Raw genomic sequence first — 26686 nt, forward strand, 5'->3', positions numbered from 1 at the left:
CTTTTAAATTTATAATTAATAATATTTCCTTGAATTATACCATTTTAACTAATTAGCTTTTTAATGATGAATTTAATGCCATCTCTTGCATCATTAAATATTTTCCTTTCATATCCTTTATCGGCTCCTCTTGGTCCTCTGGTAAAAACATACATTTCAGCGGAGTATTTTTCGCCATCAAAATGTGTTAACCCTAATACATATGATTTTGTATCCTTGTTATAACAAGTTTCTCGGTACGATAAACAACCATTCTTCCAACCTGAACTGGGTTCTGAAAAACTAAAGTTATAATTCGTCTTTATTTCAGGATTTGCTTTTATCTCTTCAAAAATGGATTTTAGCTCCAGATAGGCAGCACTTTTTATCCCTTCAACCCTAAGATCTTCTAATTCATTTTTAGCTTCATTAAAAATATCATTGATATTAATTGACATAAAAACTCCACAAAATTTTACATATCAAACAACTAGTTAATTTTCAATTACGTCAGCCAACAACATCCCAGCCATACCATCCAGTCGCTTCTTAACCTTTTCCCAGCCCGGCATAACCTGCCCCATCAGACGGTAAAACTCCTCGCTGTGGTTGTGCTCAGCCACATGGCATAACTCATGCAACAAGACATAATCGACGCATTCTGAGGACGCTTTCACCAACCACGGATTTAAGGTCAGACAGCCTTTCGCAGAACAGTTGCCCCATTGCGTTTGCATCGCCCGCAAACGTATCGGCGGACGCTCACTAACCCAAAGGGTCTGCGGTATCAATAAATCTAGTCTGCGTTGGAAGACATCTCTGGCGCGTTCCCGATACCATTCAGCCAGCAACGCTTTAACCTTTTCTGTCGATTTGTGTCTGACCGTCACTTCCAGGCGCCCACGCAACATTTTCACTCGTTGCGGTGCAGTAGCGTCTTCTGTCACTTTCAACTGATATTGCTTGCCAAGGTAGTAATGGCTTTCTCCGCTGACATACTGACGCGGGACAATGTGCGTCTGTTGCTCCCTGAATTCACGCAGTTGCTGATATATCCAGCGCCCTCGTTTTTTCAGCGCAAACAGCACCTCGTGCTCAGGTGTTTCTGGTGGTACAGAGGCAACAACACGACAGTCCGGATGCACCTTGATGAGCACCCTGCCCTTAACGACCTGACGTGAAACACACTGTACGACGATGACCTCATCACCATAAACAATGCGTATTGCTTTCATTGCTGGCGACTCTTTTTCACTCATGATTTCATTAAACCAACGCGCAGTATCTGGATGATAGTTTCCACAATACGGTTTACCTGGTTCATTCCGGCACCTACTTCCCGGCAGACCGTAAACAGCAGCGGTAAGAGATTTGTCTTGACCACTTTCTCGATATCCTGAGGGTTCAGGGAGTTTTCTGCCACTGCTTTGACGATAATGCAGTCTACTTCAAAAGCCAGCTTCGTCCACTTCTCCTGCACCTGAATGTCGTTAATCGCAAAAACCTCCGGTAGCTCTTTTTTAAAGACACCGTAATACGCCTGAGCATGCTTGTTTACCGCCAGCGCATCCGGGATATCGCTGAGCTTACGGGCTTCAACTTTTTCTTCAAACTCACGGAATAAGAGATACTGTTTCAGTGGGTGGTCGAATAGTTTTTCAGCCTCTTCGATTGCCATACGCAGGAGTTTGGAAAAGGCCTCCTGAGCATACGGGTCATCACGCAGCTCCTGCTCAATCATCTTTGTCACACGGGTTTTAATGATGTCGGTTTCATTGCGGGTTTTATTGTTGTCCCACTCTTCGGGCTTTTCACTCTTGCCCATTTTACCGACTTCATACACGCCATTCGGTTCACGAACCTCAACGCCGGTGACATGCTTATCCAGCAGTTTTTTCACCTGCTCAGCGTAGTCGTCATAATTGACCTGCTCTCCACTTACCTGCATTGCCCACTGGCGAAGGCTGGACATCTGTTTTACGGTTTCTTTATAGATATTTCGGTCTTGTTCCGTAAAGCTCTTGTCGGTGAAGAAGGTGGCGGACTGCAGTGCCACTTTCAGGCATCCGGCAAAGGCCGTTAACGCCTCGAAGAAATCATCACGGGTTTTCTGATGGATATCGACCATCTCTCCGTCACGTTCTTCCATTTTAGGCACCAGTACTGCACGTAACTGCTCAGTATCATTTTTGTTTTTAACACCGGCAAATATGGCCCACAACTGGTTATACAGATGCGGCAGACGTTTATATTCAGAGCTCATGGCGCTGTACAGCCCGTCAATATCCTTGATGTCGTATCCACCCTGGGTTCGGGAGGCGAGATCCTGATATTTACCGATAGTTGTGTCCAGTTCAGCCAGAATGCCGCGATAATCAATCAGCAGGCCAAACTTTTTCAGTGGATGCAGTCGGTTCACCCGGGCAATCGCCTGGATTAGGTTGTGGGACTTAAGTGGCTTGTCGATATACAGCACGGTATTTTTTGGTTCATCAAACCCGGTGAGCAGTTTATCAACGACGATCAGCAATTTAAGCTTATCATCGGTATCGAAACGACTGATGATATTGCGGGTATACGCGGACTCATCCTGCGTGCCGACATTATCCTTCCACCATTTCGTCACTTCCGGTAGTTTACTTTCATCTACCTCGGTATTCCCTTCCCGGGTATCCGGCGTACTGATAACCACTGCTGATTCAAACAACCCTGCTTCATCAAGATACTTTTTATACTTGATGGCGGAGATTTTGCTGTCGCAGGCAAGTTGCCCTTTCAGCCCCTCATCAATGTTTTTCGAGAAGTGTGTGGCAATATCGAGTGCGATAAGTCGGATGCGGTCATCTGCACTGTAGACCTCACCTTTACGGGCATATTTACGTTTAAGGTCGGCTTTTTGCGCTTCGCTTAATCCATCGGTAATACGGTCAAACCAGGCATCTATTGCCCGATCGTTAACCTCAAGGTCGGGAATACGTTCTTCATACAGCAAAGGTGTAACGGCTTTATCTTCTACCGCTCGCTGCATGGTATAAGCGTGGACAATCGGCCCGAATTTATTGGTGGTCTTATCTTCTTTTAGCAATGGCGTACCGGTAAATGCCACAAAGGCGGCATTCGGCAGGGCCAGTTTCATTCGCACATGGTTCTCACCACCCTGGCTACGATGACCTTCATCAATCAGAACGATGATGTCGGGGCTGGTATTGACGCATTCGGGGAGTTTTGTCGCTGAGTTAAATTTCTGGATAAGGGTAAAGATTATACGTTCTTTACCAAAGCCAATCTGCTGTGCCAGCTTCTGACCTGAGGTCGCCATCGCTTTGGCCTTATCATCCTTCCCTGCCAGTTCGCCACCTGAGGCAAAAGTGCCGCTGAGCTGTCCTTCAAGATCGACACGGTCCGTCACCACCACAACACGACACTGCTTCAGGCTGTCATGAAGAATCAGCGCCTTACTGAGGAACACCATGGTGTACGATTTACCTGACCCCGTGGTATGCCAGATCACACCACCTTCCCTGCCCCCGTCCGGTCTGCGGGTACTGATGCGTTCCAACAGCCTTTTAATCCCGAACACCTGCTGATAGCGGGCGACAATTTTCCCGGTCTTTTTATCAAACAGGGTGAAGAAGCGGGTCATCTCCAGCAGACGCTCCGGCGAAAGCAGGCTGATAAGCAGCTTATCCTGCCCACTGACAGCCAGTTCACCAGCGGCGATTAACTGCTGGTACCAGTCGAGATCGGCTGAAGGACGATGATCAAACAATGCATGAATTTGTTCAGTCGATAACTGATGGTTGCGCAGAGCATACATCTGCGCATCCGTAATATCTTCTTCGCGCCATGCTGCCCAAAATTTCATTGGCGTATGGCAGGTACCGTAGCGCCCATCATGCCCGTTAATTGAAAGCAATAGCTGGCTGTAGGCAAACATCTGCGGGATTTCATCGTTGAACTGGTTGCGGATACTCTGGGATATCCCCTCATCAATGGTTGGCCCTTTCTTGCTGTGGCCTGCCGGGCTTTTCGCTTCAATGACGGCCAGCGGGATACCATTCACAAAACAGACAATATCCGGTCTGCGGGTTTCAACACCGCCTGACCGCAACACCGTAAATTCTTCCGTAAAATGGAACTGGTTATTTTCCGGATGTTGCCAGTCAATGAGTGCAATCGTGGGGTTGACCTTCTTACCATCGACAAACTCCGTGACGGCGATCCCGTAGAGCAGATGGTTATACATCCGCTCATTGGCTTTCAGCAGCCCTTCGTTGAGTGCCGGGGAACAGACCTGCGATATCAGGTTATCCAGTGCCTTTTCCGATAACTGGCAGGTTTTGCCACCAGTCATAAACGAACGCTTCGACAACACTTCACGCAGAACCGGACGCAGCACTACCTCATCCTGTTTATAACCCCGATAACCCATAATCTGTTTCGGAGATAAAAACGTCCAGCCGAGGCTGGTCAGTAACGTCAGTGCCGGGATTTTGGCGCTGTATTCTTCCTGGAACTTTGGCGTGTACGTCTGGTTCATTGGCTTTCCTTGTTCTTAGCGTTAAGCGCTAACGGCTTCTTCAGCTTCTACTTTCACACGACGCTTTCCGGTCAGTAATTGCTGCATCAGGGCTTTTTTCTCGTCTTTCAGGCAGGTGAGTTTTTTCTCCAAGGTGGATATTTCAGCGTCCGCAGCAGAAAGTACGGCTGCGATTTTTTGTTGTTCTTCTATCGCTTTAGGAATTGTCATATTTAGTGCCTTGATGGCTTCAACTTGAACGCCCTTAACCGTGCTCCCCGTCCCCATTTTTGCTATCTGTTCAGCGTGTAATAGAAACCAGTTAAAAATATATTCTGAGCAAACATATTCACTTGCACAAATTGCTTTTAAATCTTGGTTAATAGCAACATCGCAAGACGCCATAACTGTTTTCCCAACGGCCATTCTAGTCGCAATTATTACCGTTCCAGCAAGGACAAGATTTGATGCGCTCTCAGCCAAACCAATTTCGTTAATATACTCTTGAGCCCCGTTAATACGTGGTGAAATTAGATCTTTAACTGTTACCCATGGGATATCCCCTCCCCATAGTCCGCTATTAGCTCGTGATGGTGTGCCCCCACCATAAATCCTACCGACTAAGCTCCCTAGCGGTCCTGAACGCCACTCCCCACTAAACCTAACCCCATGATCATCCAGTAAGCGCCTCCTCCCAGTGAGCAATTGCTGCATCAACGCTTTTTTCTGCTGCTGACTGTTGGCGAGAAGGTTTTCCGTCACCGAAATTGCCTTATTCCAAGTGGACAGAATTTGGGTGATTTTATTTTGTTCGGGGAGAGAAGGTAAGATGAATTTATATTTAAAAAGATCAGCCAAAGTTATAGAGACTTGGTTTGCATTACCACGAACCAAGTTTGAGATGAATTGTATAAACTCCTTTTTTTTAAGCATGCTAAAAAGATACTCATTTGTTATTTTTGTTTTCTTCGGTATGAGTTTAACAAGATTCTGATTTAGCAAGCTATTATGTGCACTGCGCGGAACCTTTACAGCTTTACCAACCATGGAGTCCAGTAAATGTGGACGAGATCCCACAGTAGAGAGTATTATATCGTTTTCGAAAAGACTGTATTGCTCTAAACCTTCGACATTCCCGCCAGCAATAAAAACAGGGTTGTCAGAATGGATGGAGTCCCTAGTTGTATCCGAAATTCGAACAATCCGTATCCCTTCCTCTGTATATAATGATGAATTAAATGCATAGCCTTTTTTATATGTAACCACTTCACCAAGATAACTTTCACTCCACCCCTTAGGCACCATAACCTAACTCCCTCAGATAACCCGCCATCTCAGTTTCCAGCTTAGCCAGTTCCGCTTTCAGTTGCTCACGCTCAGCACGTACCGCAAGCAAATCAATCTCGTCTTCTTCCTCAAAGGTATCGACATAGCGTGGAATATTAAGGTTATAGTCGTTGTCCTGAATCTCTTTCAGGCTGGCAAGATAGGCGTATTTATCGACGTTATCGCCTTCACGATAGGTGTTAACGATCTTCTGGATATTTTCTGCGCTGAGCTGGTTCTGGTTTTTGCCCGCCTTATATTCACGGCTGGCATCGATAAACATCACCTTGTCATCCACTTTCTGCTTCTTAAAAATCAGAATCGCAGCCGGAATCCCCGTTCCGTAGAACAACTTATCTGGTAATCCAATCACCGCATCCAGCAAATTTTCGTCGATCAGTTTCTGGCGAATTTTACCTTCGCTGGAGCCACGGAACAGCACACCGTGTGGCACAACTACGCCCATACGCCCCGTTCCTGGTTTCAGGGTTTCGATCATATGCGAGATAAAGGCGTAATCTCCTTTAGTCTTCGGCGGTACACCTCGACGAAAACGGCCAAACTTATCGTTTTCAGCCTCGTCATGGCCCCACTTATCCAGGCTAAACGGCGGGTTTGCGGTCACGATATCAAACAGCATCAGGTCGCCATTTTTATCGAGCAGCTTCGGGTTACGAATGGTATCGCCCCACTCGATTTTGTGGTTGTCTTCGCCGTGGAGGAACATATTCATTTTCGCCAGCGACCACGTGGAGCCAATCGCTTCCTGACCGAACAATGCATAGTTACGGCTGTCATATCCGGAGACAATCTTACGTCCGCACTTCATTAACAATGAACCCGAACCACAGGCAGGATCACAAATGGTATCACCCGGCTGCGGATCGAGCAGTTCAGCAATCAGGTCCGAGACTTCCGGCGGGGTATAGAATTCCCCGGCTTTCTGTCCACCGCTGGCAGCAAAATTTTTGATAAGATATTCATAGGCATTACCGATAACGTCCAGAGTACCTACACGGCTTGGCTTCAGGTTAAGATCTTCACCGGCAAAGTCTTCCAGCAGCTGACGCAGGATGGTGTTCTTCTGTTTTTCTTCACCCAGGCGGTCAGTGTTAAACGAAATATCCTGGAACACGCTTTTCCCGGCATCTTTCAGTTTGGTGCCGTTGGCTTCTTCAATAGCGTGTAATGCCTGATCAATACGCTCGCCGGGTAATGACTCCAACTTACTGATAGTGTTTTATGTTCAGATAATGCCCGATGACTTTGTCATGCAGCTCCACCGATTTTGAGAACGACAGTGACTTCCTGCCCAGCCTTGCCAGATGCTGCCTCAGATTCAGGTTATGCCGCTCAATGCGCTGCGTTATCGCTTGCTGATAACGTGCAGTTCTCCCTTCAGGCGTGATTCATACAGCGGCCAGCCATCCGTCATCCATACCACGACCTCAAAGGCCGACAGCAGGCCCAGAAGACGCTCCAGCGTGGCCAACGTGCGTTCACCGAATACGTGCGCCACAACCGTCCTCCGTATCCTGTCATACGCGTAAAACAACCAGCGCTGGCGTGATTTAGCGCCGACGTAACCCCACTGTTCGTCCATTTCCGCGCAAACAATGACGTCACTGCCCGGTTGTATGCGTGAGTTTACCGACTGCGGCCTGAGTTTTTAAGTGTCGTAAAATCGTGTTGAGGCCAACGCCCATAATGCGTGCACTGGCGCGACATCCGACGCCATTCATGGCCATATCAATGATTTTCTGATGCGTACCGGGTTGAGAAGCGGTGTAAGTGAACTGTAGCTGCCATGTTTTACGGCAGTGAGAGCAGAGATAGCGCTGATGTCCGGCAGTACTTTTACCGTTACGCACCACGCCTTCAGTAGCTGAACAGGAGGGACAGCTGATAGAAACAGAAGCCACTGGAGCACCTCAAAAACACCATCATACACTAAATCAGTAAGTTGGCACCATTACCCGCTCGCCGTTACCCGGCTCATGACGGCGTTCGTACAGCGCATAAAAGCTGGCACTTTTTGGCAGCACAAAACGCTCGTTAGCCATCATCGCTTCAATCAGTTCCGGCGCATCGCCATACTGTTCTTTGTATTCGTCATAGTGATCCTGCCAGACATCCGAAATGTACTTGAGGAACAGCATGGTAAGGATAAAGTCTTTATAGGTATCAGCACTGATGGTGCCACGGAACGTATCACACGCGGCCCACAGGGCTTTATTGATCGTATCCTGACTGATTTTGTCGTTCATGAATCATCCTGGTATGAGAATGCCAGCCCGAAATGCCGGGAAATATAGAAGGAAATAGGGTTTTGATAATACCTGAAAACACGCAATCGGACACGTTAAGTCACTATGTTTTGACCCAAAACGCGCACGCATAATGAGTTAATTAAATCGAGGTCATCCGGGGAATATGTGCAGTTAATGCGTGAATCGCAGATACAAAAAAACCACCTTTCGGTGGTTTCACGACACTGCTTATTGCTTTGATTATTCTTTGTTTCCCATGGTAGCCGGAGTGGGACTTGAACCCACACAGCGCGAACGCCGAGGGATTTTAAATCACGCGTGTTATCTATAATAATCAAACACATACGCTTATTTTTCGCCATTAATTCATAATTTTTAGATCAGAAGAATCAACTACTTACGGGTATCGAAAAGTCATAATGGCGAAACTTTTTCGTGCCGCGCACCAAAATGGGGTGTCGGGGGTCGGAGGTTCAAATCCTCTCGTGCCGACCAAAATTATTATCAAAACCAGCCTTTTACGGCTGGTTTTTTGTTTCCATAAAATTATGATGGCGAAACGATGGTGAAATGATGGTTAAACCATGCTTTAAATTGTCGGGCAATCATCGTTACTTACCCGGTTCAGACTATGCGTTAGCACGCCAAAAACCTCCACGTCATCCAGTGCATCGCCCTCTATCGCTTCACCTTCTTCAGTTATCAATGCCACACCGTAAAGCTTCGCAAACTCGTTCCTGTTATCCATTCTTACCAGTAGCGTATCCCCCTGCTCTGGCATCAGCGCAACATTAATGACAGCCCAACCACATGAAGTTTCAATTACCCTGCAGTTACCGTCAATTCCGCATAGCAGATCTATGGTTAACCGCTGCTCCTGGTAATCCATTGCCGGTGAAGGAAAGCCCATCAGAAAACCCTCCCCATGTTACGCAGGATCCAGTATCGGTTATCGCTTCCGTTTGTCGTCTTATCAGCGAAGTCAGGCTGGTATCGCTCTATCCATGCATTGGCGTCATCCTGGCTGAAATGCCAGTTTCTATCGCGTAATTCAGCAATAAATTTATTTGTATTAAGACAAAGATAGCCCTTCGGATTCTGTTGTATGGCCGCCAAAAAAGCCGCATGGATATCATATTGACGAGGCATAAGTGTCGCCCTCACTACATCATTGACTGTATGCATATACAGTAGTATTTTTGTTAGTACAGATCAAGTAAGTGAGTATGATGTGATGTTAGTTGAACTGGTTTATGACAAGCGAAATGTTGATGGACTCGAAGGGGCCAGAGAGATCATTCTGGCCGAGCTGACGAAGCGGGTGCACCAGATTTTCCCTGATGCCGAAGTGAAGGTGAAGCCGATGCAGGCAAACGGCCTGAATAGCGATGCCAGCAAAATCGATCGGGAAAAGCTCAACCGCATGCTGGAGGATATGTTTGAAGAGTCCGATATGTGGCTGGTATCTGAGTTCCCGACAGTTCGCCAGGTTGGTCTTTAAATCTTGTTCGGGTAATATTCCCGACGTTTGCTCGGGCATGAACACTGAGCAACCAGCCGCCGCCTGTTCTTGCATACGATGGGCGGCGGTTTTTTTAAGACCCCTGTTCCTGCTTTAAAGCCTCTTCCGTTTGTTTCTGTTTCTGATTCCAGATGCTACTCGCTGGCATTTCTACACGAACGCTGACGAACTGATCAGCCGGGATATCAACCGGCTCGCCATCTGCCAATCCAGCACGCTCATTCCTGGCAAATGCTGGCGCTGAAGGATGTTCGCGGTGATAGGTTTTCACCAGCACAGAGCCGTCTGCGTTAACCTCATAGTCCAGCCATATCAGCGGTTGCTTATTCCTGTCAGTAGGAATCTCAAATCCTCCGTCAATACCGCCCCATGCAGCGTCAGAATTGAGCGCCTGACATCCCTCAATGTAGTATTGCCCCACATCCAGACGTGTGACTCTTACCCCTTCTGATTCATCGTTAGTTTCGTATCGCCCATCACCATAAACGTTGACTATTGGAGATGCTGATTTAATGAAACCGTTCGAATCGACAGTTGTATTCGATGTGTCCCTTACAAATGCAATTGGGTACCAGGTACGGTCGTTTGGGTTATACGTTGCGTAGGCAAGTGCATTTTTACCCGGGAACATTTGTGAGTCATAGCACCCGTAGAGCTGCATCCTTGCAGAATTATCGAAAGATGTGATATCCAGAAAAGCGCCGAGAGGACCATAGCCCTGCTGTCCTACTATAAATGCTGATGTGTTTTTAAATGATATTGACTTAGGGTCCATTCCTGGGCCAAATCTATATGTCAGGGATCTAATGGTTTGCAGATTTGTTGCTGCATCAAAAGGTGTTTTTGCCCCTGTGCCACCCTGCGCTACAGATAACGCAGTAGTGAGTCCTCTGAGCGAGGTGATATCGTTGTTTTCACCTTTTGCCGCCTTGCCTGAGAGCGCTGTGGTAATGCTATCTATCGATTCGTTAATGCTATTTAGTGATGAGGTAATGCTATTCCAGGCTGGTCCCGTCCATGTCGTTCCATCCGGCAGTGTTACCGTAACATTGCCAGTTCCGGAAAAAATGCTTTGCCAGTTCTGTTTGTCGTAATTCAGTCCACGTAGCGCTTCAGCACTTTGCGCCACCAGCGCGGCAGTTACCATGTTGAGCGCCACGCGGGGGACGGCTGACCAGGCAGCTCCGGATTGTGTTGGCCCGGTAAAGTTACTGACCAGCGTCAGTTGGGTATTGCTCTCGACCGATTTCACCGGCAGCGTATAAGGTACACCACCCACAGTAGAGACAATGAAATCACCTGCGGCGAGTTCGGTTGCGAATGAGGTTCCGGAACCGCCAACAACAGCGGACCCGTTTGTCAGGGTGATGGTGCCTGCCGACATAAAATACTCCTGAATTCAGATAATAAAAAACCCGCCGAGGCGGGTTCTTGTTTTGTTCATTTTTTACAGGTCGAGCTGGCGAAGTTGTTTTTACTTACCCACCGCCAGTTGAAAGGATATCCAGCTTTGTATTCAATCTGATTTGCTACCTGCCTTACACCATAGACCTGAACAGTCTGTTCCTGTCCACCGACAACTATTACGGCCTCGCATACTGGATTCTGCTTCTCAAGGATACTGGATGAGCAAGCAGAAAGAAGAATGCAAAAAAGAAACATTACTGATATTTTTTTCATTATTTTGCCCTGAGGTAATTAGTTTTATAAAAATTAACCTGACGGCTAGATTAATGAAAATAGATTAAACAGATCAATATCAAAACATTGATCGTTTTAAACGATCAATTAATCAAATGCTGCCGTATTGATAGCGGTCAAAGAAATTCCTGTGTTGGTTCCTCCGCCTGGTGATCCAGTTCCGGTAGATGTACCACCTGCATTTATTCTCGTACTGCCACCATTAAACCTACACGATGAATAGGCATTTATGGTGTAGATAGTTGGGGGCTGAGTGGAGTTATTAACGATAATCGTCTGACCAAGCTGTGCTGGAGCGACAGCCCACGAACCGGACAGTGTCTGATCAATATTAATCCCACCGCTTGCACCAGGACTCCCAACAGTTTGAAGATCAGAAAGCACCCTTGATTCGTTCGTCAGAACAAGCTTACCGGAGGCATCCCAGATAGCAAATCCCCACGCAGGAAGTGTTTGAGGAAATATTGCAAATACATATGCTGTAAGCGTAAAGCTCTGGTTATAGGGATTTACGCCACTAATATAGACATTTCCTCCGATGCGATATGACATGACGGGTGTCGGCTGCGCCGTATCAGTAGTTTTGATAAAAACCATTACCGGATAATCGGCAGGCACCGAAAGATATTGTGCCACCTGTTGGGAGCTGCCATTAGCTGAGGAATTAAATGAGTATTTCCCGTAGAGGCAGAAAGGCGTTGATTGCGGAGTGACGAAGGGATTCCCATTATCCATTAAAATCATTGCGCCAAAGTCAGACACTATGCCTTCTCCATAAAAACGATCAGCTCACATTTTGAGGCCGGATAATTACCAAGCCCAGTGTCAGATGCGGACGTCACAGTTATTGAGTTACCTGATGCAACTATTCTGCGCCCTACGCTGTTACCTCCTTCATCAAGAGAAACAACAAAACCAACTTTAAAACCTGTTGGCACAGTGAAACTCCAGGAACCTGAGTTCTGACCTGCTGCAAGTGGAATGCGGCCTACTACCGATACTGGTTTAATGCCATAGTTATTAGGCCTTCCGCTGGCATCCCATGTTTGTATTCCCCATGACATCAGAATACTCCTGTCAGTTTTCCAATCTGTACGCGGAGGACACCGTTCGCATCCCTGATGCTGTCAGTAACGTTCGTGGTCTTTCTTGCACCCTGACCGTCACTGCCATAGTTTTCCCAGGTGCCACCTTTATCCAGTTTCCATCCAGATTGCCCGGCAACGTAATTGTTGGACTGGATAAAGTTACCGATTTTGGCATTGGTGATCGTATTATCCTGAATAAACGCTGAGCTGATAAAGACCTGGCCATTAACCACAGCGAACGGTGAATACTGGGTATCACCACTGCCACTCATCAGCACGAACTGGTTAGCGTTGAAACCTACTCGGGTAACAATCGGCTGCCCTGCCTGCGCCAGAACGGCAATCGACATCCCGGCGTTATACATGATGCCGTTTATCCTCACGCCTGTTTTAAGCGTGTAGATTGCCGAAGCACCTGAGGCATCGACCACTGCGGTAAGCTTGTCCTCCAGTGCAGCCGTGACATCATTGATCTGGGCCTGTACCTGCGTCGACATTTCGGCCATTGCCTTATCTACCTCAGCAATGGTCGTTTTAACAACCAGGATATCGGCACGCACTTCACCGTATTGTGCCCACTGGTGCTCAACTGTTCCGTGGTTCGCCAGGGCGTTCTGTAGAATCCCCTCAATGTTGGTATCGATGTCCCCGGTGAGGCGTTCCCCGTCGGCAGAGGTTAGGAAATCGTCTGCGATATCGCCCAGATAATCATCTGCATTATCGTTAGACATCCCCCTTACCCAGTCGGTATACCCTGACTCGTTGCCCGTTCTGTCGACCAGCTGCGCGCGGTACCAGAATTCCTGCCCAGCCTTAAGCCCAAGCTGGGTATATTCAGCGGATGGATAAGGCACATCTGACAGCAAGAGTGGATTTGAAAAGTCACTGTTGGCTGTGTACTGAATTTCAGTTTTTAGCGTATCACCGGTGTTGGCCGGGAAACCCCAGTTAAGACGAATCCCCCAGTTAATGCCCGTGGCCATGAATCCCACTGGTTTCGGTGGATTCCCCACTTTTCCCGTCAGAGTTACTTCAGCAGATGACGCCCATACGGATGAAACATCACTGGAGTTTACTGCTCTCACCCGGACCAGATAGCGACCAGAGTAGATCCCCTGCACTTCGAAACCGAGTGATGACGTACGCGGCACGCTAACCCAGTTTCCACTGTCTCGTCGCCATTCGGCCTCGTACGCAACTGCACCCTGAACGGCATCCCAGGCAACACGCATAGTCGTAATCGCAATGTTCTGGTTAACCGTAGAGTAACTGTCCACGACGATATTGTCTGGAGGAGCCTGAACTCCTGGTGGAATGACACTGATAGGACGCTCGTCCAGTCTTGCGCCTGTATCAACGGCAGAATAGATGTCAGGGTTGTATGTCGTCCCGGTGACTTCGAAAGTGCCGTCATTATTGTCCCGCGTTCCCGTAACACGGAAAAGCGCTATAAACAGATCGTCGGCATCCACACCCCAGTTACATTCAGCCTCAGGGGTTTCGCTGTAGGATGTGGTAACAGTTACGATGTTTCCGTTAACGGCCTGAACGGTTCTGGCCTGAGCTGTGCCTGATGGCAGGTTCAGAAACAGCCGGTTACCGGCTTTCACATCAGCAGCGCGATCAAGGGTTATGTTGCGGCCGTTAACCGCACTCACCCTGCCGCCGATGGTTCTTCCGGCCAGCTCGTTGGCAGCCACGCCGATCACCTCTCCGACAGGGGGCACGTCCATACCTGTGCTGAAGGTCACCACCTCGCCGATGCCGTTAGTAAGCAGCGCCCAGCGCCCGCGCCGGTTTGCCTCTGACTGTCTGGTGCAGCCGATAGCGGTCATTTCAAGCTGACGATAATCAAAGCGCATGGCCAGATCGTTATCGTAAACAGGCTCAGGTGTATCCTTATAATGGTTTGTCGGGTCTGACCAGTTAACCAGAGCCGCAGTATTACGGGTGGTTTCACTTGGGTCGGCAAAGGTAAATTTACCCTCGACAACACTGGCGTGGTTGTAGATGTGCCACACATCACGGGGCATGTCGGAGAGAACATACATCTTGTTATCGCCCCAGTACGTCATGCCTCGAAAAATACCTGCCAGATCACGAAGTACGGTCCAGGCGTCATTACGGTCCTGGATATAAACGTTACAACGAAAACGAGGCTCCGTCCCGCTACCACCCTTCCCGTCAGGCACTGGCTGATCGCAATACTGAGCGATGCGATAAAGCTCCCATTTATCTATCTGTGTCGCGTCAATTCTCTGACCCAGACCGAAACGCTCGTTCAGGATGATGTCGTAATAAATCCAGGCAGGGTTATCTGTCCATGCCCATTTAAACACACCCTCCCAGGTACCAGCGTAAGTCCGGGTTTCAGGATCGTAGGTGTCCGGTACACGGATGATTCGACCTTTCGGATTGCATACAACCTGAGGAATGCCATTAGGGAACTGCTTTGCGTCAAATTCAACGTACAGCAGGGCTGTGTTTACGTAGCGTAGTTTGGCGTCAATAATTTCAGTCACAGCCACAACGCGCATGGTGTCCACAACATTTACGCTCGTAGAATCAGGAGTGATTCTGCGAACCCGCAATTGCCAGCCTGTCGTAGCTTTCGGAAGGTTTACACGATGGCTGCGCTCATAAAGCGTTGTTGTTTTGTCATCCACAGCACCGTTGACTACCGTTTCATAGGGTCCACCATCTACTGAAAGATCGATAGCGTATTCAACGCGGGTACCGACTTTATCGCCGTTGTTTTTCTGGAGTAAAAGAGTCGGCCATCCAAGGCGAATACGCAGCGCAGAGAGTTGGGTATTGGAGATAGCTCTTACGTACGGGACTGCCTGTTTCAGTTCATAGGAAACCTGAAGTTCGTTTTCAACACCGGGGAAACCCTGAATGTAGTCCTGATCCTGCGTGCCGGAACGGAACTCATATTTTACATTGTTGAAGTTGTAACTTCCGTCTGCATTCTGAATAGGTGTGTACGATGATGAGTCGCCGAGGAAAATGTTTTTACCATCAAGCCCACCAGCGAACTCGCCCTCTCCGAGAGCAATAAGCACTTTTGCTCTGGCAATGGACTGAATGCTGTCCGGTGCCTCAACAGGCGTTCGGGTTTTATTGCTGCCACCTTTACCGCGCCCTTTGATGATCGTCGTCGTCATATCGCGTCCATAAAAGAAGCCACCGTCAGGTGGCTTGAAATGGGTAGTTTGGTTTATTGCTGATCTTCTGCATAAATCCCGGCTGAGATAATCGCACCGCCTATTTCCCTCTGTCCGTAAAGCAAAGGAACGGGGTTACCGGATGCCGTAGTATTGACGGGTCCGCCAAACGCATAGGAAGGCTTATTATCTGGGTCCTGTCGCATCCTCAGACCAGCAACCTGAGGGGAAAGCATTTGCACTACACCACCCACAGCCATAGAACCAGCTGCGGCATATAGCGCCATTTGTGTACCTGCTGCCCATCCTATTGGGTTCCACCAGGTAAAAGCCGCAATTGCGGCGGCAGTAACAATTTGAAAGAGGCCAGCCCTTTTACTACCGCGTATTACAGGGATAATGCGAAGTTCATCGCCAGGTCCAAGAAGATCAAACTCTTCCTTTCCTATGTTTATTTGGTTTCGGAAGATGACAAAGTCCAGACCCTTCGCTCTGGTCTCACGCAGGTAGGCATCAAATCCATCAATGGTGTTAGATAGCGCCCTGAATACCTCACTGGCAGACGTTAACGCGCGGCGGTGGGTCCTGCCAAATCGCTGAGCCATTGAACCACTGAGTTTAATGACGGTTTTTCTTTCCATTACATCAAATCCTTATAGCGCAGAATTTTGATGGTACGGTCACGATAATAGCCACCGTATGGAATGCGCTGACTTAGCTGGCCATACATGTGGTGAAGGAGCACATTACCCTCAAGCAAAATACCCGCGTGGTTTGGGACTGCGGACTGTACCTGCATGATCACCATGTCACCTGGCTGGGAAGGCCCGTCGAACTCCCTGAATCCACACTCATACCAGTTGTCCATGTAGAGGTTTTCGCCCTGCTCCCACCAGTGACGATCCACGCTGTAATTCGGTAACGTAATACCGTGCTCAGTACGGAAATAATCCATGATGAGAGACCAGCAGTCGGCATGACCGAGCACAAACTGGCGACCAGTTAGCGGGCGATCACCGCGAGGCATGACGGTTCGAATATCCCCTTCCGGCCATGATGCAATTACCCACGGCAATTCAGTAGCATCACACATCAGCATGTCGAGTTCACTGGGCTGGGTTGTCGCGCCGTCACCAGGATGGCTGTGCACGATAGCAACTACAGTGCCCTGCTCTTCAGCTGCCGCATAATCTTCAGGAGACAGTTCGAACTGCTCAGTCGGGGATTCAGCCTGATTTCTGCAAGGGATGTATTTCTCTACCCGTCCCTTCTGTATGACAACGCCACAGCATTCGTCTGGACACGATGAGGCCGCGTGCGCCAGTATGGCGCTGACTGTTTTCTCGCGCATGGTTATCCTCTCAGAAGTGAAGCGCCGGGGAAGCCCCCATAATCCAGTTGCTCATTCTCACCGAAGCGTGGCTTGCAACCCGTAGACATCAGGCCAGAGCAGACGTCCTGTGAAGGATCATCAACCCGGTTACCGTCTTTATCGAACCAGCCGTTTTGTCCCGCATAAGTGCAGCCGTTACCGGTTTTGTACCAGCCACGCATACACCACGTGCACATGGGCTGAATCTGCCGGGTAGGGATTAACTGCCCGCGAAGATCAGCAGGACTGGAAAGCTCAAACTCCACTGTTTCATCATCAGAACCTGATTTTCGGTCGATGTAATAAACCTGTTTGCGTTCCTCATTGGGGTTGGCGGTCGGGTTACCATCAGGAAAGTTCCTGGCGTCAAGGTAATGAGCGAAGGTGTCGTGGATGATCACCTTCGCTTTTGCCATACCCTGAAATCGCCGGCAAAGCGCACCAATCGTGCCGCTGATGTTTGCCACGGTAAGCGCTGGCCGAGAGCTTTGCCCGTCACTGCTGACAGATATCCCGGTAAGTTCGTATGGCCACGCGCCATATTCCTGCCCCTGCCACCACACTGACTTCGGTTCCAGTTTCGACTCGTCGCCACCGGAGGCGATAATTTCCGCCTCTGTATGGGGGATGGTCTCGTTATGGAAACGAAGAATACCGGCACCGAAAGCTGATCCGTCCACCTCGATAAGACGGACGCGTTTACCCGGCTCCAGTTTCTGGACATCGGATGAAATACTCATGGATGGTACGCCTGTGTGAATGTGCTACTGAGGGTGTATTTCTTATTACCGAGGGTCGATATCTGGAAGGATTCCGCGCGCCAGAGTCCTGATGACTCAAGTGGCGGTTTCCAGATAAATGACTTAAACCCGGCGTGTCTGTTCAGGAAGTTTTTGATCGCCTGAATGTACGCTTCATCGCCTGTAAAACTGACACTCCATTGCGGCGTCACTGGGTTGATACCATCGCCAGCCACTTGCGCATAACCATCGCCAAACTGCGCCTTTCTGGTCCGAAAACTGGTATCAACCTGAGAGGCAACCTTCGGACACCAGGTGAAGGTTTCAACTGTCATGGTTAAACTCCCTTGATTAATCGCCACAGAGGCGAGCCCGGCATGCTGGCCTGTTCGTTAATGACACCAGTGATGGCATCCTTAAGCTGCCTGCCTGCTGCTCCGGCAGTACCCTGACTGGACGCCTGTGGAGATCCGCCCTGAATATTGATATCGCCGAAGTTAACTGAAGGCACGCCACCAGAGACCTGCGGAGTACCAACTGCCCGAACGCCAAGCGAACCATCAGCGGCGCGCGTAAGCGGCATAATGGCTTCCGGACCAGCCTCGGCAAAAACCCCTGCGCCTTTAGCAAAAGCAAACAGCTGAGGCGTCTGAAAAACGCCATTGCTGTAAGCGCTCAGGGACGGAGAGTCGTACACATTACCCTTCGCATTAAATGTGAAGTTCGCGCCAGCATTCTGAATAGCGGTACCGCTGCTGGCGGTTGCGGCTGACGAGGCACCAAAACTGAACAGTGATCCAATTGAGCTGACGCCATTAGCAACAGCCATGTTCACCAGAACGTTCTGGATAATCTTCAGTACGCTCACGCCCCAGTCCTTCCAGCTGTCAACGTTGCCATTGAGCATGTCGGTGATCGTGGTGACCGCGCCACCCATGGCCTGCTTCATGCCGTCAGCGGCCATGGAAGAATAATCAGTAGCTTCGTCCACCCAGTTCGCATAACCCTCAGACAGTCCCGTCATCCAGTCGTCACGCTGCGCATCAGAAGCTGCGTAATATCCCTCCTGGTCGCGCAGGCGCTCTTCGAGGTAGCGCTTATTAAGTGCCAGCCCCTGCTGATAGAACGTCTCGTCGATTTCACCAGCCTGACGCTGGCGGAGAAGATCGGTATTCTTCTGCTCAAACTCCTTACGCAGATTGAACTGCTCCTGAAGTCTTTCACGGAACCTGGTTCCCTGCCCGTATCCCAGCAGTTGCGCTTCATTGGCTGCTCGGGCGCTGGCGTTACTGTCGGCAAGGTTGGCTTCGTAATTTCGCAGTTGCTCACGCAATTTAACCTGGTCAATCAGTGCAGCATTCTGCAATACCGTCTTTTTCTGGGCTTCCGTCAGAGAAGCAAGTTCCCCCTGGCTGACCTGGTATTTAACCTTCGCCAGCTCAGTATTCTGGCCTTGCAGGGCAATCTGCTCTTTTTGCTGCTTGATAAGGCGCTTATACACATCCTCGGTTTTCTCGCCTTCGGTTTTACCACCCTTCGCCTTAGGTTTGTTGGCCTCATTATTCCGCCATTCAGCAAGACCGTTATTAATCAACTCCTGACGGCCTGTCTGGAATTGCGGATCACTGGTTAACCCCAGGTCATCGGCTGCATAACTCAGTCGCAGGCGCTCTTTTGCTTCACCCTTCAGGCGTGACAACTCCAGATCCCGGCGGCTCTTTTCGAGGGCATCAGTTTGCTTTTTGTCGAGGTCGGCCTGAGGAAGTCTGAGCGGGACGTTAGCCAGCCCTTGCCGGGCCATTAATAGCTGATTTCCCAGCCCCAGCAGACGGTTAAATTCAGTATGCTGACCATTCATCATGATCATCGACTGATATACCGCATTCTGTCGCCAGGCTTGTTCGCGTATTAAATCATTGCGACGTCGCTCAATTTCTTCGAGAGCCTGCTGTATGCCGCGAGATTTATCTCGCATGTCATTTAATTTTCCCTCTTCAACAGCAAGTTGATCCGTAACGATAGCTATCGCTCTCAGTATATTTGCATCGTTCTCGCTGGTAATGCCCGGTTTTCCACGCGATGCATTCAAATCGTCGATCTGGTTCTTCAGCTCACCAACCTTTTTGGCTTGCTCATCAACCAAACGATTTTGCTCTACCAGAGCACCAACAGTTCTCCCCCTATTGTCGTCTGTTTCAGACAAAGACATGCGGGAAGTTTTTTCTCGTATTTCGTCGATTTGACTGGCGTATTCCTGGGCAGAGCGACGTGCCTGCTCCTGGTTTTGATACATCGCATACCAGGCTCCAGCACCCAACATAACTAAACCAGGAACTCCACCGATGAGACCAAGTGCACCACTCATGAGCCGAGTGCCGACGGATGTCACGCTATTGAGATTGCTTTGAGCCGAAACACGGTTTGCAAGGTTCCGGTTTAAGGAAGCCTGGGTCGCGGACAGACGCCTTTCTGCAGCAGCTTGAGCGTCAGAATTTTTTGCAGCCACCAGCCCTGCCTGTGCACGCTCAAGTGCAGCTCTGGCCCTGACTTTTTCCGTAGCAGTGCCACTTGCAAGAGCGGTAGTCAGTCTGGCTTGAGCTGCTGTAACTTTTGCCTCTGCTGCCGCAATTTTCTCTTGCTGGGCGGCCTGAACATCTGCGCTTCGTGATCGCTGAACAGCTTGCTGAGCTCGATAAACTTCAGCCCTTGAAGCTGCAACAGCAGACTGAGCCGCTTTGTCCTGTGCGACAGCAAGAGCAACCTCTGATTTCGCGGCTGAAATTAGCGCACCTGTTGCACTGGTGGCGCTGGTTACAACTCCGCTTAGGTAGCGTGCCAGCCCCACGCCAACAAGCGCCCCTGCCACAGTTGTTATTGTGGACATATTGTCAGCAACGTCATTCAAGGCACCGCTAACAGCTGAAGAAGTGAACGCATCCAGAGTTTGGGCTAAACTATCCAACCCGCCAGACAAACCTGCCGTTGCGCCGGTAGCCTGATCAATACCGCCAACCCATTGCATGAATGAGTTAGTAACCTTCTGCAAGGAACCAGAAACCGTTTGTGGTAAGCTTTTGAACTCATCTTGCAAATTATCTAACTGGCCTACCAGTGCTGGAACAACCTTATCAATCGTAAGTTGCCCCTGATCGGCCATGCTCTTGAGGTCTTTGCGGGCCACGCCCATTCCTGTGGCAAGTGCGCGGATAACGCGATCACCAGATTCGTTAACAGCGTTAAACTCCTCGCCACGAAGAACGCCCTGTGCCAGCGCCTGGCTGAATTGAGTGATAACAGAACTCGCTTCCTGGGTGTTAGCCCCCGAAAGTTTGAGGCCAGTAGAAACAGCTTCGGTAATTTTCAGGACTTCATCGGAGCTATACCCGTATTCACGCATTGAAGCAGCAGCGCGGGAAAAAAGGTTTGCATTATCTGCGAACGCCGTGCCAGTTCTTTGGCTTATCTCCATCAACTGACGCTGAGAAGCAGCAAAATCGTCAGCTGAGGATGATGCCTGCTTGAGTCGCGCGTTTACGGAGTTCCACTCGTCAGCGATCTGAACAATTTTCCCGGTAGCAAACGCTGCGCTAGCAGCCGCGGCGGCTTTCCCTGCTGATGCAAATCCAGTAGTAAGATCAGAAAGTGCACTCTCGCTTTCGCGGGCGGCGGCTGCTGCTTGCCTCCCTCCATTTTGCATAGTTCGGTAATAATCTGCACCCATTCGTGAGGCGCGAGCAATCTCACTCTGGAAAGACTGAGAGTTCGCGGAGATTTTAATTATTAGTTCGCGTAGAGCCGCCATCTCTTGTACCTTAATAATGAAAATAGAATAGCCACTCGGACTAACACCTGAGAGGCTTGATTTTTTTTGCACATGGAGACATATATGTTGAGCTTGAACTTTGAAGTTCCCGGCAACCCGGATGACTACTACGAAGTTAGGGAAAAGGAAGATGGAACGCTTTCCTATAAGCCTAACCGCCTAAAAATAAGGGGGTTAGCAAAAACTCAGTGTGACTATTTTGATTATATATCCTCTTTAGGTGAGAATATTCATATAGCCACACTTGAGAGCAATGATGTCATCAACGATTTTTTTGAAAATGAGCCGGAAGAGGCTCAAGTTTCTATTTACAATACTCTTTCCGAAGAATTTAACGCAATTACTGATACCATTTTAGATAAAACTTCAGAATTGAATGCGCAGGCACAACAGACAGAAAATGTAGCAGAGAACATTGGTAAAGTTATAGGGGCTATAGTTCTTATAGGCTTTATAGTTTTTATATTATCGCAAATAAACTAAGTTACGGGCGGTTTACCGCCCTAATTTGATGCAGCCATTAAAGCAGCCTCAAGTCCCGCAAACGGATCCTTCGGTGCTGATTGCTCGTCACCACCCCAGCGCAGGATCGCATCGTCCAGCGGTACTTTTGCCCCCTGAGAGCCGTAGATGGCAGAGACGAGCTGAGCTGCCTGAATGTCACCACGGATATCGCCAACCGGACTTTGCCTGTCGTACTCAATCCACATCAGAAGCTCGCTTGCCGTCATATTCTGCCGAAGCTCTGAGAGCGTGCGCCCCATCCGGAGCGCAAGCGACATCAGAAACTTTACGCCGGGGGTTGAGACTTTTCCCGCGCTTCGTCCGCATTGTTGATCAGGTCAAGCGCCTGTTTGAGCAGGCGTGAATGGACGGGGCCGTAGATTTCACGCACCTGCTCTTCTTCGTCTACGCTGAATACCGGTTGCTTATCGGTGTCGCACAGGACGTCAATGAAGAGCACCACGTCAGCGCAAAGATTACGGTGTGCCTTTTCCGATACAGACACATTTTCATCATCAGCACCCGCTTTCACCACTTCCTGCCAGCGAAGCCAGGCTTCTCCAGACGGCTCACGGAGAACCACTTTGACGCCTTCCCACTCAGGAACGGCGACCGTCTTATGACGAAATCCCGACATCTTAGCCAGGGCGAGATTTTTAATATTCTTCATGAGACCTCTCAGGAGCCAGACTCGATGTTTTCAGGCTTACCTTTCAGGCGCAGGGAGAACGTTGCCGCCACTACGCCGTTGGTACCGGAAGACCAGGTGTGCTGGCGGATTTCAGCCAGGAACTTAAAGCCCTTGCCGGACGGGAAGATGATCTGGAAAGCGTAGGTCGTATCGTTGTCATACGCTTCACGCAAGGCGTCCTGCGCCGGATTCTTGTAGAAGTTGCCGGACAGAGAGATTTCTGACGGAGAAGGCAGGCCGTTGATGTTCTCCTGCTCGGTAGAGCAAAGTGTTGTTACGTCGATATCCTGCTTCTGACCACCGGTGAACTGAATTTCTTTGATGGTGCAACTCAGATCGAGGAAGGTTGCGGAATCCATCGTTTCTTTGGTGGCTGGCAGGGAGGAAATAAGGATCTTCGTCAGCTGCGATTTTTCATAAAGTGCAGACATAGTTGTCTCCATAAAAGTAAAAACCCGCCGAAGCGGGAGGTGGGTGTCTTTCTGAAAAGAAATTACTAAGTAAATCAATCATGCCTGGAATGCTGAGATTGTCAGCAACAAAGACCATTTCTCGAGTTTAATTGATGCCTGGTAAGTACATCTGTACTTCATCAACCACCCGCTCCCGCGCAGAAAGGAGGATTTTCTTTCTGCCGCCGACACCCCACTTCGCCATCTGGCTGGCGCACTGGCTTATCGCTTTAGTCTCAGTATTAATGATGTGATCTAATTTATTCAGGCGTGACATGGCACTGATGCCGAGGCGAACCACTGTTCTGAACACCTCATATACTTCAATCTCAAACTCAGGCTTAATCCAGGCTGCGTAGCGAATGGCCAGTAGCTCAACGCCCCACACTCCAGGTTCATCACCACCATTAACAACTCTAAGTGGTTGAATTTGTTCCAGAGTGCTTTTTTGCACTTTGGATTTAAGTGCCTTGATAAATCGCTTTACCTGAGCACTACGTAAAAACTGACTTGGACGCTGCTGCTCTGTAGCCTCTCCGTTTGCGACCGCCGCAGCATGGAGATCATTGAGGTTATAGCGTCCCTCGTCATCAACGCGAACGGAAACGCCGTTTACTGATACGGTTGGATATTTCATGAGATTTACCTATAGAAAGTGAGCCTGTCACACAGAGTCAGCAGCCCCGGAGTACAACTGACTCTCAGGCTCGCTTTCTGTAGGCTCCAGGATTATAACGTGCGCGTGTGAAGCGCGGTGTCAGAGGTAATAAAAAACCCGCCGGAGCGGGTTGTTCAGGGTTGGTTAACGTTTCAGGATGTGATCCGAAAATCGATCGTGGCGCGGTAAAGCCGGAAATCGGGTTCATAGCCTTGAATTTTCGTTATCTCAGTCGGAGCCAGGGACTTAACGGCCTCCAGCGCATGATCGCGAATGGATCTGGCTTCCTTAATGGTCAGTGAGTAAACATCGATCTGCACTGATGTGCTGGATTCCGCCTGGCCACACAGTACGTCAGCGGAAACATCATCGACGATGGAAAAGATAATCCAGGGTGGAGAGACAGACGGTTTCCCGTCACTACCTAATGGCGCAACATAGGGGTATACCCGTCCTTCTGCCAGGGAAGAAAGCAAGGCGTAGATATTATCTTCATTCACTTGCTCAATACCTCATCAATAGCCTGATTCATCCTGGCAATGGCGACGCTGGCGGCCTCTTCCTCGCGAGTATCGTAAGCGGGTCGCACAAACGGATGTGCAGGCATGTTCGCGGTGCCCAGCTCAACGAATCGCCAGTAGAATGCGTTACGCGGGTTGCTGGCTTTCATGGTGTTGTCGCTATTACCGGTTCGCATGTTGCGGCCACGGATGTGAATACCGGAAGAAATTTCCCCGCGGCGGCGGCTTTTTTGGGTCACCACCACCACGTTTTTTTTCAGTTTCCCGGTACGCACCGGAGCGCGGGCGATCACTTCTTCCTTAAGCACTTCTGCGCCGGCGCGCGTGGCATCACGCAGAACCTTGTTGTTTTCAGCGCGGCTGAGCGACTCAAGGTCTTTTGCGATGTCATTTAAACCGGAAAAGTCGAGGCTCGTTTCAATCATTTTTCGGCCCCCTGCTTACATAAAATTTCGAAAAGAACACCACGAGAATCAGGTATTGGTGGACCAACAATATTTAAAACAGCCCCCTTAAACGGGCCAGTTTCAACCCTTATCCTGGAGGCAGCAGTGATATCACGGCGAAATCGTGTCCACACCCTGATAGTAGCGATGGCGGTTTCAGCCCCTGCCGCTACCAGTTCACGTCCACTAATCCCTTTTACTTCAGCCCATGTCTCCGAGCCGTCATGCCATGATTCAACGGGCTGCCCGGAACTATCCCTTTCCGAAGAAAGGTTCTGTACGGTGATTCTGTCTCTGAGTCTCCCGGCCTGCATAACACCTCCTACAACCCATAGATTCGGTACGGCTGCAGTAGCGCTTCCACAGCAAATGGAATATCTGATGTTATGTTCCCGATATTTACCGCCTCTCGGTTTGCATACCAGTGACCGATAAGGAGTAACATCGCCGCCTTCACATCGTCTTTAAGGAGAATCGAATCAGGGTCTTCTGCGTATCCAGGGCTGCTTTCAGTGTCATAGAGCGTTCGCCTTGTCCATGTCTGTACATATTGCGCAGCCGCACCTGTGTATATCTTCAGCAGAGCATCATCGCCGGTAAAATCTGTATCAATGCGGCAGTGCTGTTTCACCATATCTTGATCAAGCATTTATTCACCCCGAAAAAAAGCGGCCCGAAGGCCGCATTATTTATCAGCTACCAGCGCCAGTGCTGAATGAACCGTACACGAACGCTTCAGGGCGTTTAACGGCCAGCGCCAGACGTTCTTCACAACGGATGGTGATCATGTTTTTCTCGAAGTCGTCGGCGTTCTCCGTGGAGATAACCACGTTAGCATCTTCGCGGTCGAAGATTTGCGCCCCAGCGTTGAAAGCACCGGTCAGGAATTTACCCTGGAAGGCCGCCGCTTCCGTGGCTACAACCGGCAAGCCCCAAAGCGTCGGTCCAGTCAGCGCTGCAGGGTTAGCCAGGATGTAACGGCCAAGGCTGTCTTTGGTCAGTTCGATCCGCGCCCAGTCAATGAAGTGAAGAACGTGGCCAGATGCCGGGAATCGCGCCAGTTGCGCCTGCAGCATTGCCAGGCGCAGATCGTCAATCCCGCTCTGCTGTTCCACAGTGAACGCCGGATTAAACGCTGACGCCTGAGGAACAATGCCATGCAGATGCACGCCGGTACCATCACCGAAGAGAATTTCCTGCTCTTCCGCGTACTTCAGTCCGTAGCGCATTTCTGCATCAACGGTTGACTGCAGCTGTGCGAAGTCATCCAGGATCTGCTTCGAGGCTTTGAACAGGTGAGCGATGGTGCTTACGCCAGTGATTTTCGGCGTGAACTCAATTTCGCTGTATGGTTTCTGCGTATTTTCAGGAACCACTTTCGCGTTATTGGTAAAGCCTGTCTGCTGCACCCAGAAAATAGCTGAGGATGATGTACGGCCTGGAGCAATCAGATCGCGGATGAACAGGCGCTGTTTCGGTGCCGTATCAATACCCGGCAGGCGCTGTGGCTCCACAACACCATCAGGAACATCCACCGAAGTCAGGGCTGCCTTAACCGGAATACTGATGCGCTTACCACCTTCCACGCTGGAAGCAAAGGTTTTCAGGGCTTCAGCGGAGATCACCTGGTGGCCAACGGACTCGACAATCTGTTTCGCGTTTGCCAGCGGCATCTGGGCAACATGTTGCTCAAGTTCGCCCATTGCGGCCTTCAGCGTTTTTTCTGCTTCACGCAGGGCGTTGAACTCAGAAGCCATTTTATCGACGGCTGCCTTTGTTTCTTCTGACAGCTTGCCGGATTTCTGCGCCTCTTTGAGTGCATCTTCTGCTTTAGCGTTGAACTTACCGGTTGCCTCTTCGATGCTGGCCGTGACTTTTTTCAGAATATCGTTTACTTCAGACATAAA

The 26686-nt window shown here is 49.5% G+C and carries 26 protein-coding genes and 4 pseudogenes; 3 read left to right on the plus strand and 27 right to left on the minus strand.

The features are described 5' to 3' along the window. Nucleotides 1-44 precede the first annotated feature (44 nt). The 9 genes and pseudogenes from ACLHV8_RS13155 to ACLHV8_RS13195 form a co-directional block, all read right to left on the minus strand. Nucleotides 45-437, minus strand: a complete 393-nt coding sequence (locus ACLHV8_RS13155; RefSeq protein WP_208595295.1) for a hypothetical protein — start codon at nucleotides 435-437, stop codon at nucleotides 45-47. Nucleotides 438-473: 36 nt separating this feature from the next. Next, nucleotides 474-1238: a M48 family metallopeptidase gene (locus ACLHV8_RS13160; RefSeq protein WP_208595294.1), complete on the minus strand. Its 765-nt coding sequence runs from the start codon at nucleotides 1236-1238 to the stop codon at nucleotides 474-476. Further along, entirely contained in the window at nucleotides 1235-4519 is a 3285-nt protein-coding gene (locus ACLHV8_RS13165; protein ID WP_208595293.1) for a type I restriction endonuclease subunit R, read from the minus strand. Before ACLHV8_RS13165 ends, ACLHV8_RS13160 begins: the two co-directional genes overlap by 4 nt. 21 nt (nucleotides 4520-4540) lie before the next feature. Then, nucleotides 4541-5803, minus strand: a complete 1263-nt coding sequence (locus ACLHV8_RS13170; RefSeq protein ID WP_410376926.1) for a restriction endonuclease subunit S — start codon at nucleotides 5801-5803, stop codon at nucleotides 4541-4543. Continuing rightward, nucleotides 5793-7034: pseudogene (locus tag ACLHV8_RS13175) on the minus strand (type I restriction-modification system subunit M); the annotation flags it as partial. The pseudogene ACLHV8_RS13175 and the gene ACLHV8_RS13170, both read right to left, overlap by 11 nt. A 16-nt stretch (nucleotides 7035-7050) precedes the next feature. Then, nucleotides 7051-7746 (minus strand): annotated as a pseudogene (locus ACLHV8_RS13180) (IS1 family transposase). A gap of 51 nt (nucleotides 7747-7797) precedes the next feature. Then, nucleotides 7798-8091, minus strand: a pseudogene (locus ACLHV8_RS13185) (type I restriction-modification system subunit M N-terminal domain-containing protein); the annotation flags it as partial. Nucleotides 8092-8683: 592 nt separating this feature from the next. Beyond that, nucleotides 8684-9004, minus strand: coding sequence for a hypothetical protein (locus ACLHV8_RS13190; RefSeq protein WP_410376927.1), 321 nt, complete (start codon nucleotides 9002-9004; stop codon nucleotides 8684-8686). Continuing rightward, on the minus strand, nucleotides 9004-9243 hold the full coding sequence (locus tag ACLHV8_RS13195) for a hypothetical protein (protein ID WP_128348720.1): 240 nt from the start codon (nucleotides 9241-9243) through the stop codon (nucleotides 9004-9006). Before ACLHV8_RS13195 ends, ACLHV8_RS13190 begins: the two co-directional genes overlap by 1 nt. Before the next feature lie 85 nt (nucleotides 9244-9328). Here ACLHV8_RS13195 and ACLHV8_RS13200 point away from each other — a divergent pair, with 85 nt between their 5' ends. Next, entirely contained in the window at nucleotides 9329-9595 is a 267-nt protein-coding gene (locus ACLHV8_RS13200; protein ID WP_410377045.1) for a DinI family protein, read from the plus strand. Between the two features lie 94 nt (nucleotides 9596-9689). Here the strand turns inward: ACLHV8_RS13200 and ACLHV8_RS13205 are convergent, their stop codons facing one another. After that, nucleotides 9690-11000, minus strand: a complete 1311-nt coding sequence (locus ACLHV8_RS13205; protein ID WP_410376928.1) for a phage tail protein — start codon at nucleotides 10998-11000, stop codon at nucleotides 9690-9692. 241 nt (nucleotides 11001-11241) lie between these two features. Between ACLHV8_RS13205 and ACLHV8_RS13210 the strand changes: the two genes are divergently transcribed. Further along, complete coding sequence (locus ACLHV8_RS13210; RefSeq protein WP_410376929.1) at nucleotides 11242-11364, plus strand: hypothetical protein; 123 nt, start codon at nucleotides 11242-11244, stop codon at nucleotides 11362-11364. A gap of 40 nt (nucleotides 11365-11404) precedes the next feature. On the opposite strand, the gene ACLHV8_RS13215 is transcribed toward ACLHV8_RS13210, so the two are convergent. From ACLHV8_RS13215 to ACLHV8_RS13250, 8 genes are read right to left on the minus strand one after another with little or no spacing between them, the layout of a single operon-like run. After that, nucleotides 11405-12079, minus strand: a complete 675-nt coding sequence (locus ACLHV8_RS13215; RefSeq protein ID WP_047652159.1) for a hypothetical protein — start codon at nucleotides 12077-12079, stop codon at nucleotides 11405-11407. Next, the gene (locus ACLHV8_RS13220; RefSeq protein WP_023277155.1) at nucleotides 12079-12381 is read right to left on the minus strand and encodes a hypothetical protein; all 303 of its coding nucleotides are present in this window, start codon (nucleotides 12379-12381) and stop codon (nucleotides 12079-12081) included. Before ACLHV8_RS13220 ends, ACLHV8_RS13215 begins: the two co-directional genes overlap by 1 nt. Beyond that, nucleotides 12381-15572: a host specificity protein J gene (locus tag ACLHV8_RS13225; RefSeq protein WP_410376930.1), complete on the minus strand. Its 3192-nt coding sequence runs from the start codon at nucleotides 15570-15572 to the stop codon at nucleotides 12381-12383. The genes ACLHV8_RS13220 and ACLHV8_RS13225 overlap by 1 nt, the downstream gene beginning before the upstream one ends. Nucleotides 15573-15625: 53 nt before the next feature. After that, a complete protein-coding gene (locus tag ACLHV8_RS13230) occupies nucleotides 15626-16213 on the minus strand; it encodes a tail assembly protein (protein WP_001549121.1) in 588 nt (195 codons plus the stop codon). Beyond that, on the minus strand, nucleotides 16213-16923 hold the full coding sequence (locus ACLHV8_RS13235; RefSeq protein WP_410376931.1) for a C40 family peptidase: 711 nt from the start codon (nucleotides 16921-16923) through the stop codon (nucleotides 16213-16215). Before ACLHV8_RS13235 ends, ACLHV8_RS13230 begins: the two co-directional genes overlap by 1 nt. Nucleotides 16924-16925: 2 nt before the next feature. Beyond that, nucleotides 16926-17684, minus strand: a complete 759-nt coding sequence (locus tag ACLHV8_RS13240) for a phage minor tail protein L (protein WP_410376932.1) — start codon at nucleotides 17682-17684, stop codon at nucleotides 16926-16928. Beyond that, on the minus strand, nucleotides 17681-18019 hold the full coding sequence (locus ACLHV8_RS13245; protein WP_049110962.1) for a phage tail protein: 339 nt from the start codon (nucleotides 18017-18019) through the stop codon (nucleotides 17681-17683). Before ACLHV8_RS13245 ends, ACLHV8_RS13240 begins: the two co-directional genes overlap by 4 nt. 2 nt (nucleotides 18020-18021) lie before the next feature. Continuing rightward, nucleotides 18022-21486, minus strand: a complete 3465-nt coding sequence (locus tag ACLHV8_RS13250; RefSeq protein WP_063154037.1) for a phage tail tape measure protein — start codon at nucleotides 21484-21486, stop codon at nucleotides 18022-18024. 84 nt (nucleotides 21487-21570) lie between these two features. Here ACLHV8_RS13250 and ACLHV8_RS13255 point away from each other — a divergent pair, with 84 nt between their 5' ends. Then, complete coding sequence (locus ACLHV8_RS13255; protein ID WP_063154039.1) at nucleotides 21571-21990, plus strand: hypothetical protein; 420 nt, start codon at nucleotides 21571-21573, stop codon at nucleotides 21988-21990. A 20-nt stretch (nucleotides 21991-22010) separates the two neighbouring features. Here ACLHV8_RS13255 and ACLHV8_RS13260 read toward each other — a convergent pair whose 3' ends face one another. From ACLHV8_RS13260 to ACLHV8_RS13300, 9 genes and pseudogenes are all read right to left on the minus strand, one after another. After that, nucleotides 22011-22289, minus strand: coding sequence for a DUF4035 domain-containing protein (locus tag ACLHV8_RS13260; RefSeq protein WP_063408024.1), 279 nt, complete (start codon nucleotides 22287-22289; stop codon nucleotides 22011-22013). A gap of 8 nt (nucleotides 22290-22297) precedes the next feature. Then, nucleotides 22298-22681 carry a phage tail assembly chaperone gene (locus tag ACLHV8_RS13265; RefSeq protein ID WP_001549114.1) on the minus strand — a complete coding sequence of 128 codons (384 nt, stop codon included), beginning with the start codon at nucleotides 22679-22681 and terminating at the stop codon, nucleotides 22298-22300. Nucleotides 22682-22713: 32 nt separating this feature from the next. Continuing rightward, a pseudogene (locus ACLHV8_RS13270) lies at nucleotides 22714-23133 on the minus strand (phage tail tube protein); the annotation flags it as partial. Between the two features lie 127 nt (nucleotides 23134-23260). After that, the gene (locus ACLHV8_RS13275; protein ID WP_023337467.1) at nucleotides 23261-23791 is read right to left on the minus strand and encodes a KilA-N domain-containing protein; all 531 of its coding nucleotides are present in this window, start codon (nucleotides 23789-23791) and stop codon (nucleotides 23261-23263) included. Between the two features lie 173 nt (nucleotides 23792-23964). Continuing rightward, nucleotides 23965-24312 (minus strand): DUF3168 domain-containing protein, encoded by a 348-nt coding sequence (locus tag ACLHV8_RS13280; RefSeq protein WP_023337468.1) that lies wholly within the window; start codon nucleotides 24310-24312, stop codon nucleotides 23965-23967. After that, nucleotides 24309-24758 carry an HK97-gp10 family putative phage morphogenesis protein gene (locus ACLHV8_RS13285; protein ID WP_410376933.1) on the minus strand — a complete coding sequence of 150 codons (450 nt, stop codon included), beginning with the start codon at nucleotides 24756-24758 and terminating at the stop codon, nucleotides 24309-24311. The genes ACLHV8_RS13280 and ACLHV8_RS13285 overlap by 4 nt, the downstream gene beginning before the upstream one ends. Then, nucleotides 24755-25093 carry a phage head closure protein gene (locus ACLHV8_RS13290; RefSeq protein ID WP_028019706.1) on the minus strand — a complete coding sequence of 113 codons (339 nt, stop codon included), beginning with the start codon at nucleotides 25091-25093 and terminating at the stop codon, nucleotides 24755-24757. Before ACLHV8_RS13290 ends, ACLHV8_RS13285 begins: the two co-directional genes overlap by 4 nt. A gap of 8 nt (nucleotides 25094-25101) precedes the next feature. Beyond that, the gene (locus ACLHV8_RS13295; protein WP_410376934.1) at nucleotides 25102-25428 is read right to left on the minus strand and encodes a head-tail connector protein; all 327 of its coding nucleotides are present in this window, start codon (nucleotides 25426-25428) and stop codon (nucleotides 25102-25104) included. 43 nt (nucleotides 25429-25471) lie between these two features. Beyond that, on the minus strand, nucleotides 25472-26683 hold the full coding sequence (locus ACLHV8_RS13300; protein ID WP_086538233.1) for a phage major capsid protein: 1212 nt from the start codon (nucleotides 26681-26683) through the stop codon (nucleotides 25472-25474). Nucleotides 26684-26686 lie beyond the last annotated feature (3 nt).

The sequence above is a fragment of the Enterobacter sp. CPE_E863 genome, assembly GCF_046521465.1.
Classification (GTDB): domain Bacteria; phylum Pseudomonadota; class Gammaproteobacteria; order Enterobacterales; family Enterobacteriaceae; genus Enterobacter; species Enterobacter adelaidei.

Excerpts from the sequence above, each read along its gene's own strand:
- ACLHV8_RS13200 (WP_410377045.1), top strand. The coding sequence starts at position 9,329 with ATGTTAGTTGAACTGGTTTATGACAAGCGAAATGTTGATGGACTCGAA.
- ACLHV8_RS13240 (WP_410376932.1), bottom strand. The coding sequence starts at position 17,684 with ATGAGTATTTCATCCGATGTCCAGAAACTGGAGCCGGGTAAACGCGTC.
- ACLHV8_RS13210 (WP_410376929.1), top strand. The coding sequence starts at position 11,242 with ATGAGCAAGCAGAAAGAAGAATGCAAAAAAGAAACATTACTGATATTT.
- ACLHV8_RS13255 (WP_063154039.1), top strand. The coding sequence starts at position 21,571 with ATGTTGAGCTTGAACTTTGAAGTTCCCGGCAACCCGGATGACTACTAC.
- ACLHV8_RS13160 (WP_208595294.1), bottom strand. The coding sequence starts at position 1,238 with ATGAGTGAAAAAGAGTCGCCAGCAATGAAAGCAATACGCATTGTTTAT.
- ACLHV8_RS13190 (WP_410376927.1), bottom strand. The coding sequence starts at position 9,004 with ATGGGCTTTCCTTCACCGGCAATGGATTACCAGGAGCAGCGGTTAACC.
- ACLHV8_RS13300 (WP_086538233.1), bottom strand. The coding sequence starts at position 26,683 with ATGTCTGAAGTAAACGATATTCTGAAAAAAGTCACGGCCAGCATCGAA.
- ACLHV8_RS13250 (WP_063154037.1), bottom strand. The coding sequence starts at position 21,486 with ATGGCGGCTCTACGCGAACTAATAATTAAAATCTCCGCGAACTCTCAG.
- ACLHV8_RS13260 (WP_063408024.1), bottom strand. The coding sequence starts at position 22,289 with ATGTCGCTTGCGCTCCGGATGGGGCGCACGCTCTCAGAGCTTCGGCAG.
- ACLHV8_RS13195 (WP_128348720.1), bottom strand. The coding sequence starts at position 9,243 with ATGCCTCGTCAATATGATATCCATGCGGCTTTTTTGGCGGCCATACAA.
- ACLHV8_RS13275 (WP_023337467.1), bottom strand. The coding sequence starts at position 23,791 with ATGAAATATCCAACCGTATCAGTAAACGGCGTTTCCGTTCGCGTTGAT.
- ACLHV8_RS13225 (WP_410376930.1), bottom strand. The coding sequence starts at position 15,572 with ATGACGACGACGATCATCAAAGGGCGCGGTAAAGGTGGCAGCAATAAA.
- ACLHV8_RS13285 (WP_410376933.1), bottom strand. The coding sequence starts at position 24,758 with ATGATTGAAACGAGCCTCGACTTTTCCGGTTTAAATGACATCGCAAAA.
- ACLHV8_RS13245 (WP_049110962.1), bottom strand. The coding sequence starts at position 18,019 with ATGACAGTTGAAACCTTCACCTGGTGTCCGAAGGTTGCCTCTCAGGTT.
- ACLHV8_RS13205 (WP_410376928.1), bottom strand. The coding sequence starts at position 11,000 with ATGTCGGCAGGCACCATCACCCTGACAAACGGGTCCGCTGTTGTTGGC.
- ACLHV8_RS13165 (WP_208595293.1), bottom strand. The coding sequence starts at position 4,519 with ATGAACCAGACGTACACGCCAAAGTTCCAGGAAGAATACAGCGCCAAA.
- ACLHV8_RS13265 (WP_001549114.1), bottom strand. The coding sequence starts at position 22,681 with ATGAAGAATATTAAAAATCTCGCCCTGGCTAAGATGTCGGGATTTCGT.
- ACLHV8_RS13290 (WP_028019706.1), bottom strand. The coding sequence starts at position 25,093 with ATGCAGGCCGGGAGACTCAGAGACAGAATCACCGTACAGAACCTTTCT.
- ACLHV8_RS13230 (WP_001549121.1), bottom strand. The coding sequence starts at position 16,213 with ATGGAAAGAAAAACCGTCATTAAACTCAGTGGTTCAATGGCTCAGCGA.
- ACLHV8_RS13235 (WP_410376931.1), bottom strand. The coding sequence starts at position 16,923 with ATGCGCGAGAAAACAGTCAGCGCCATACTGGCGCACGCGGCCTCATCG.
- ACLHV8_RS13295 (WP_410376934.1), bottom strand. The coding sequence starts at position 25,428 with ATGCTTGATCAAGATATGGTGAAACAGCACTGCCGCATTGATACAGAT.
- ACLHV8_RS13170 (WP_410376926.1), bottom strand. The coding sequence starts at position 5,803 with ATGGTGCCTAAGGGGTGGAGTGAAAGTTATCTTGGTGAAGTGGTTACA.
- ACLHV8_RS13220 (WP_023277155.1), bottom strand. The coding sequence starts at position 12,381 with ATGTCATGGGGAATACAAACATGGGATGCCAGCGGAAGGCCTAATAAC.
- ACLHV8_RS13155 (WP_208595295.1), bottom strand. The coding sequence starts at position 437 with ATGTCAATTAATATCAATGATATTTTTAATGAAGCTAAAAATGAATTA.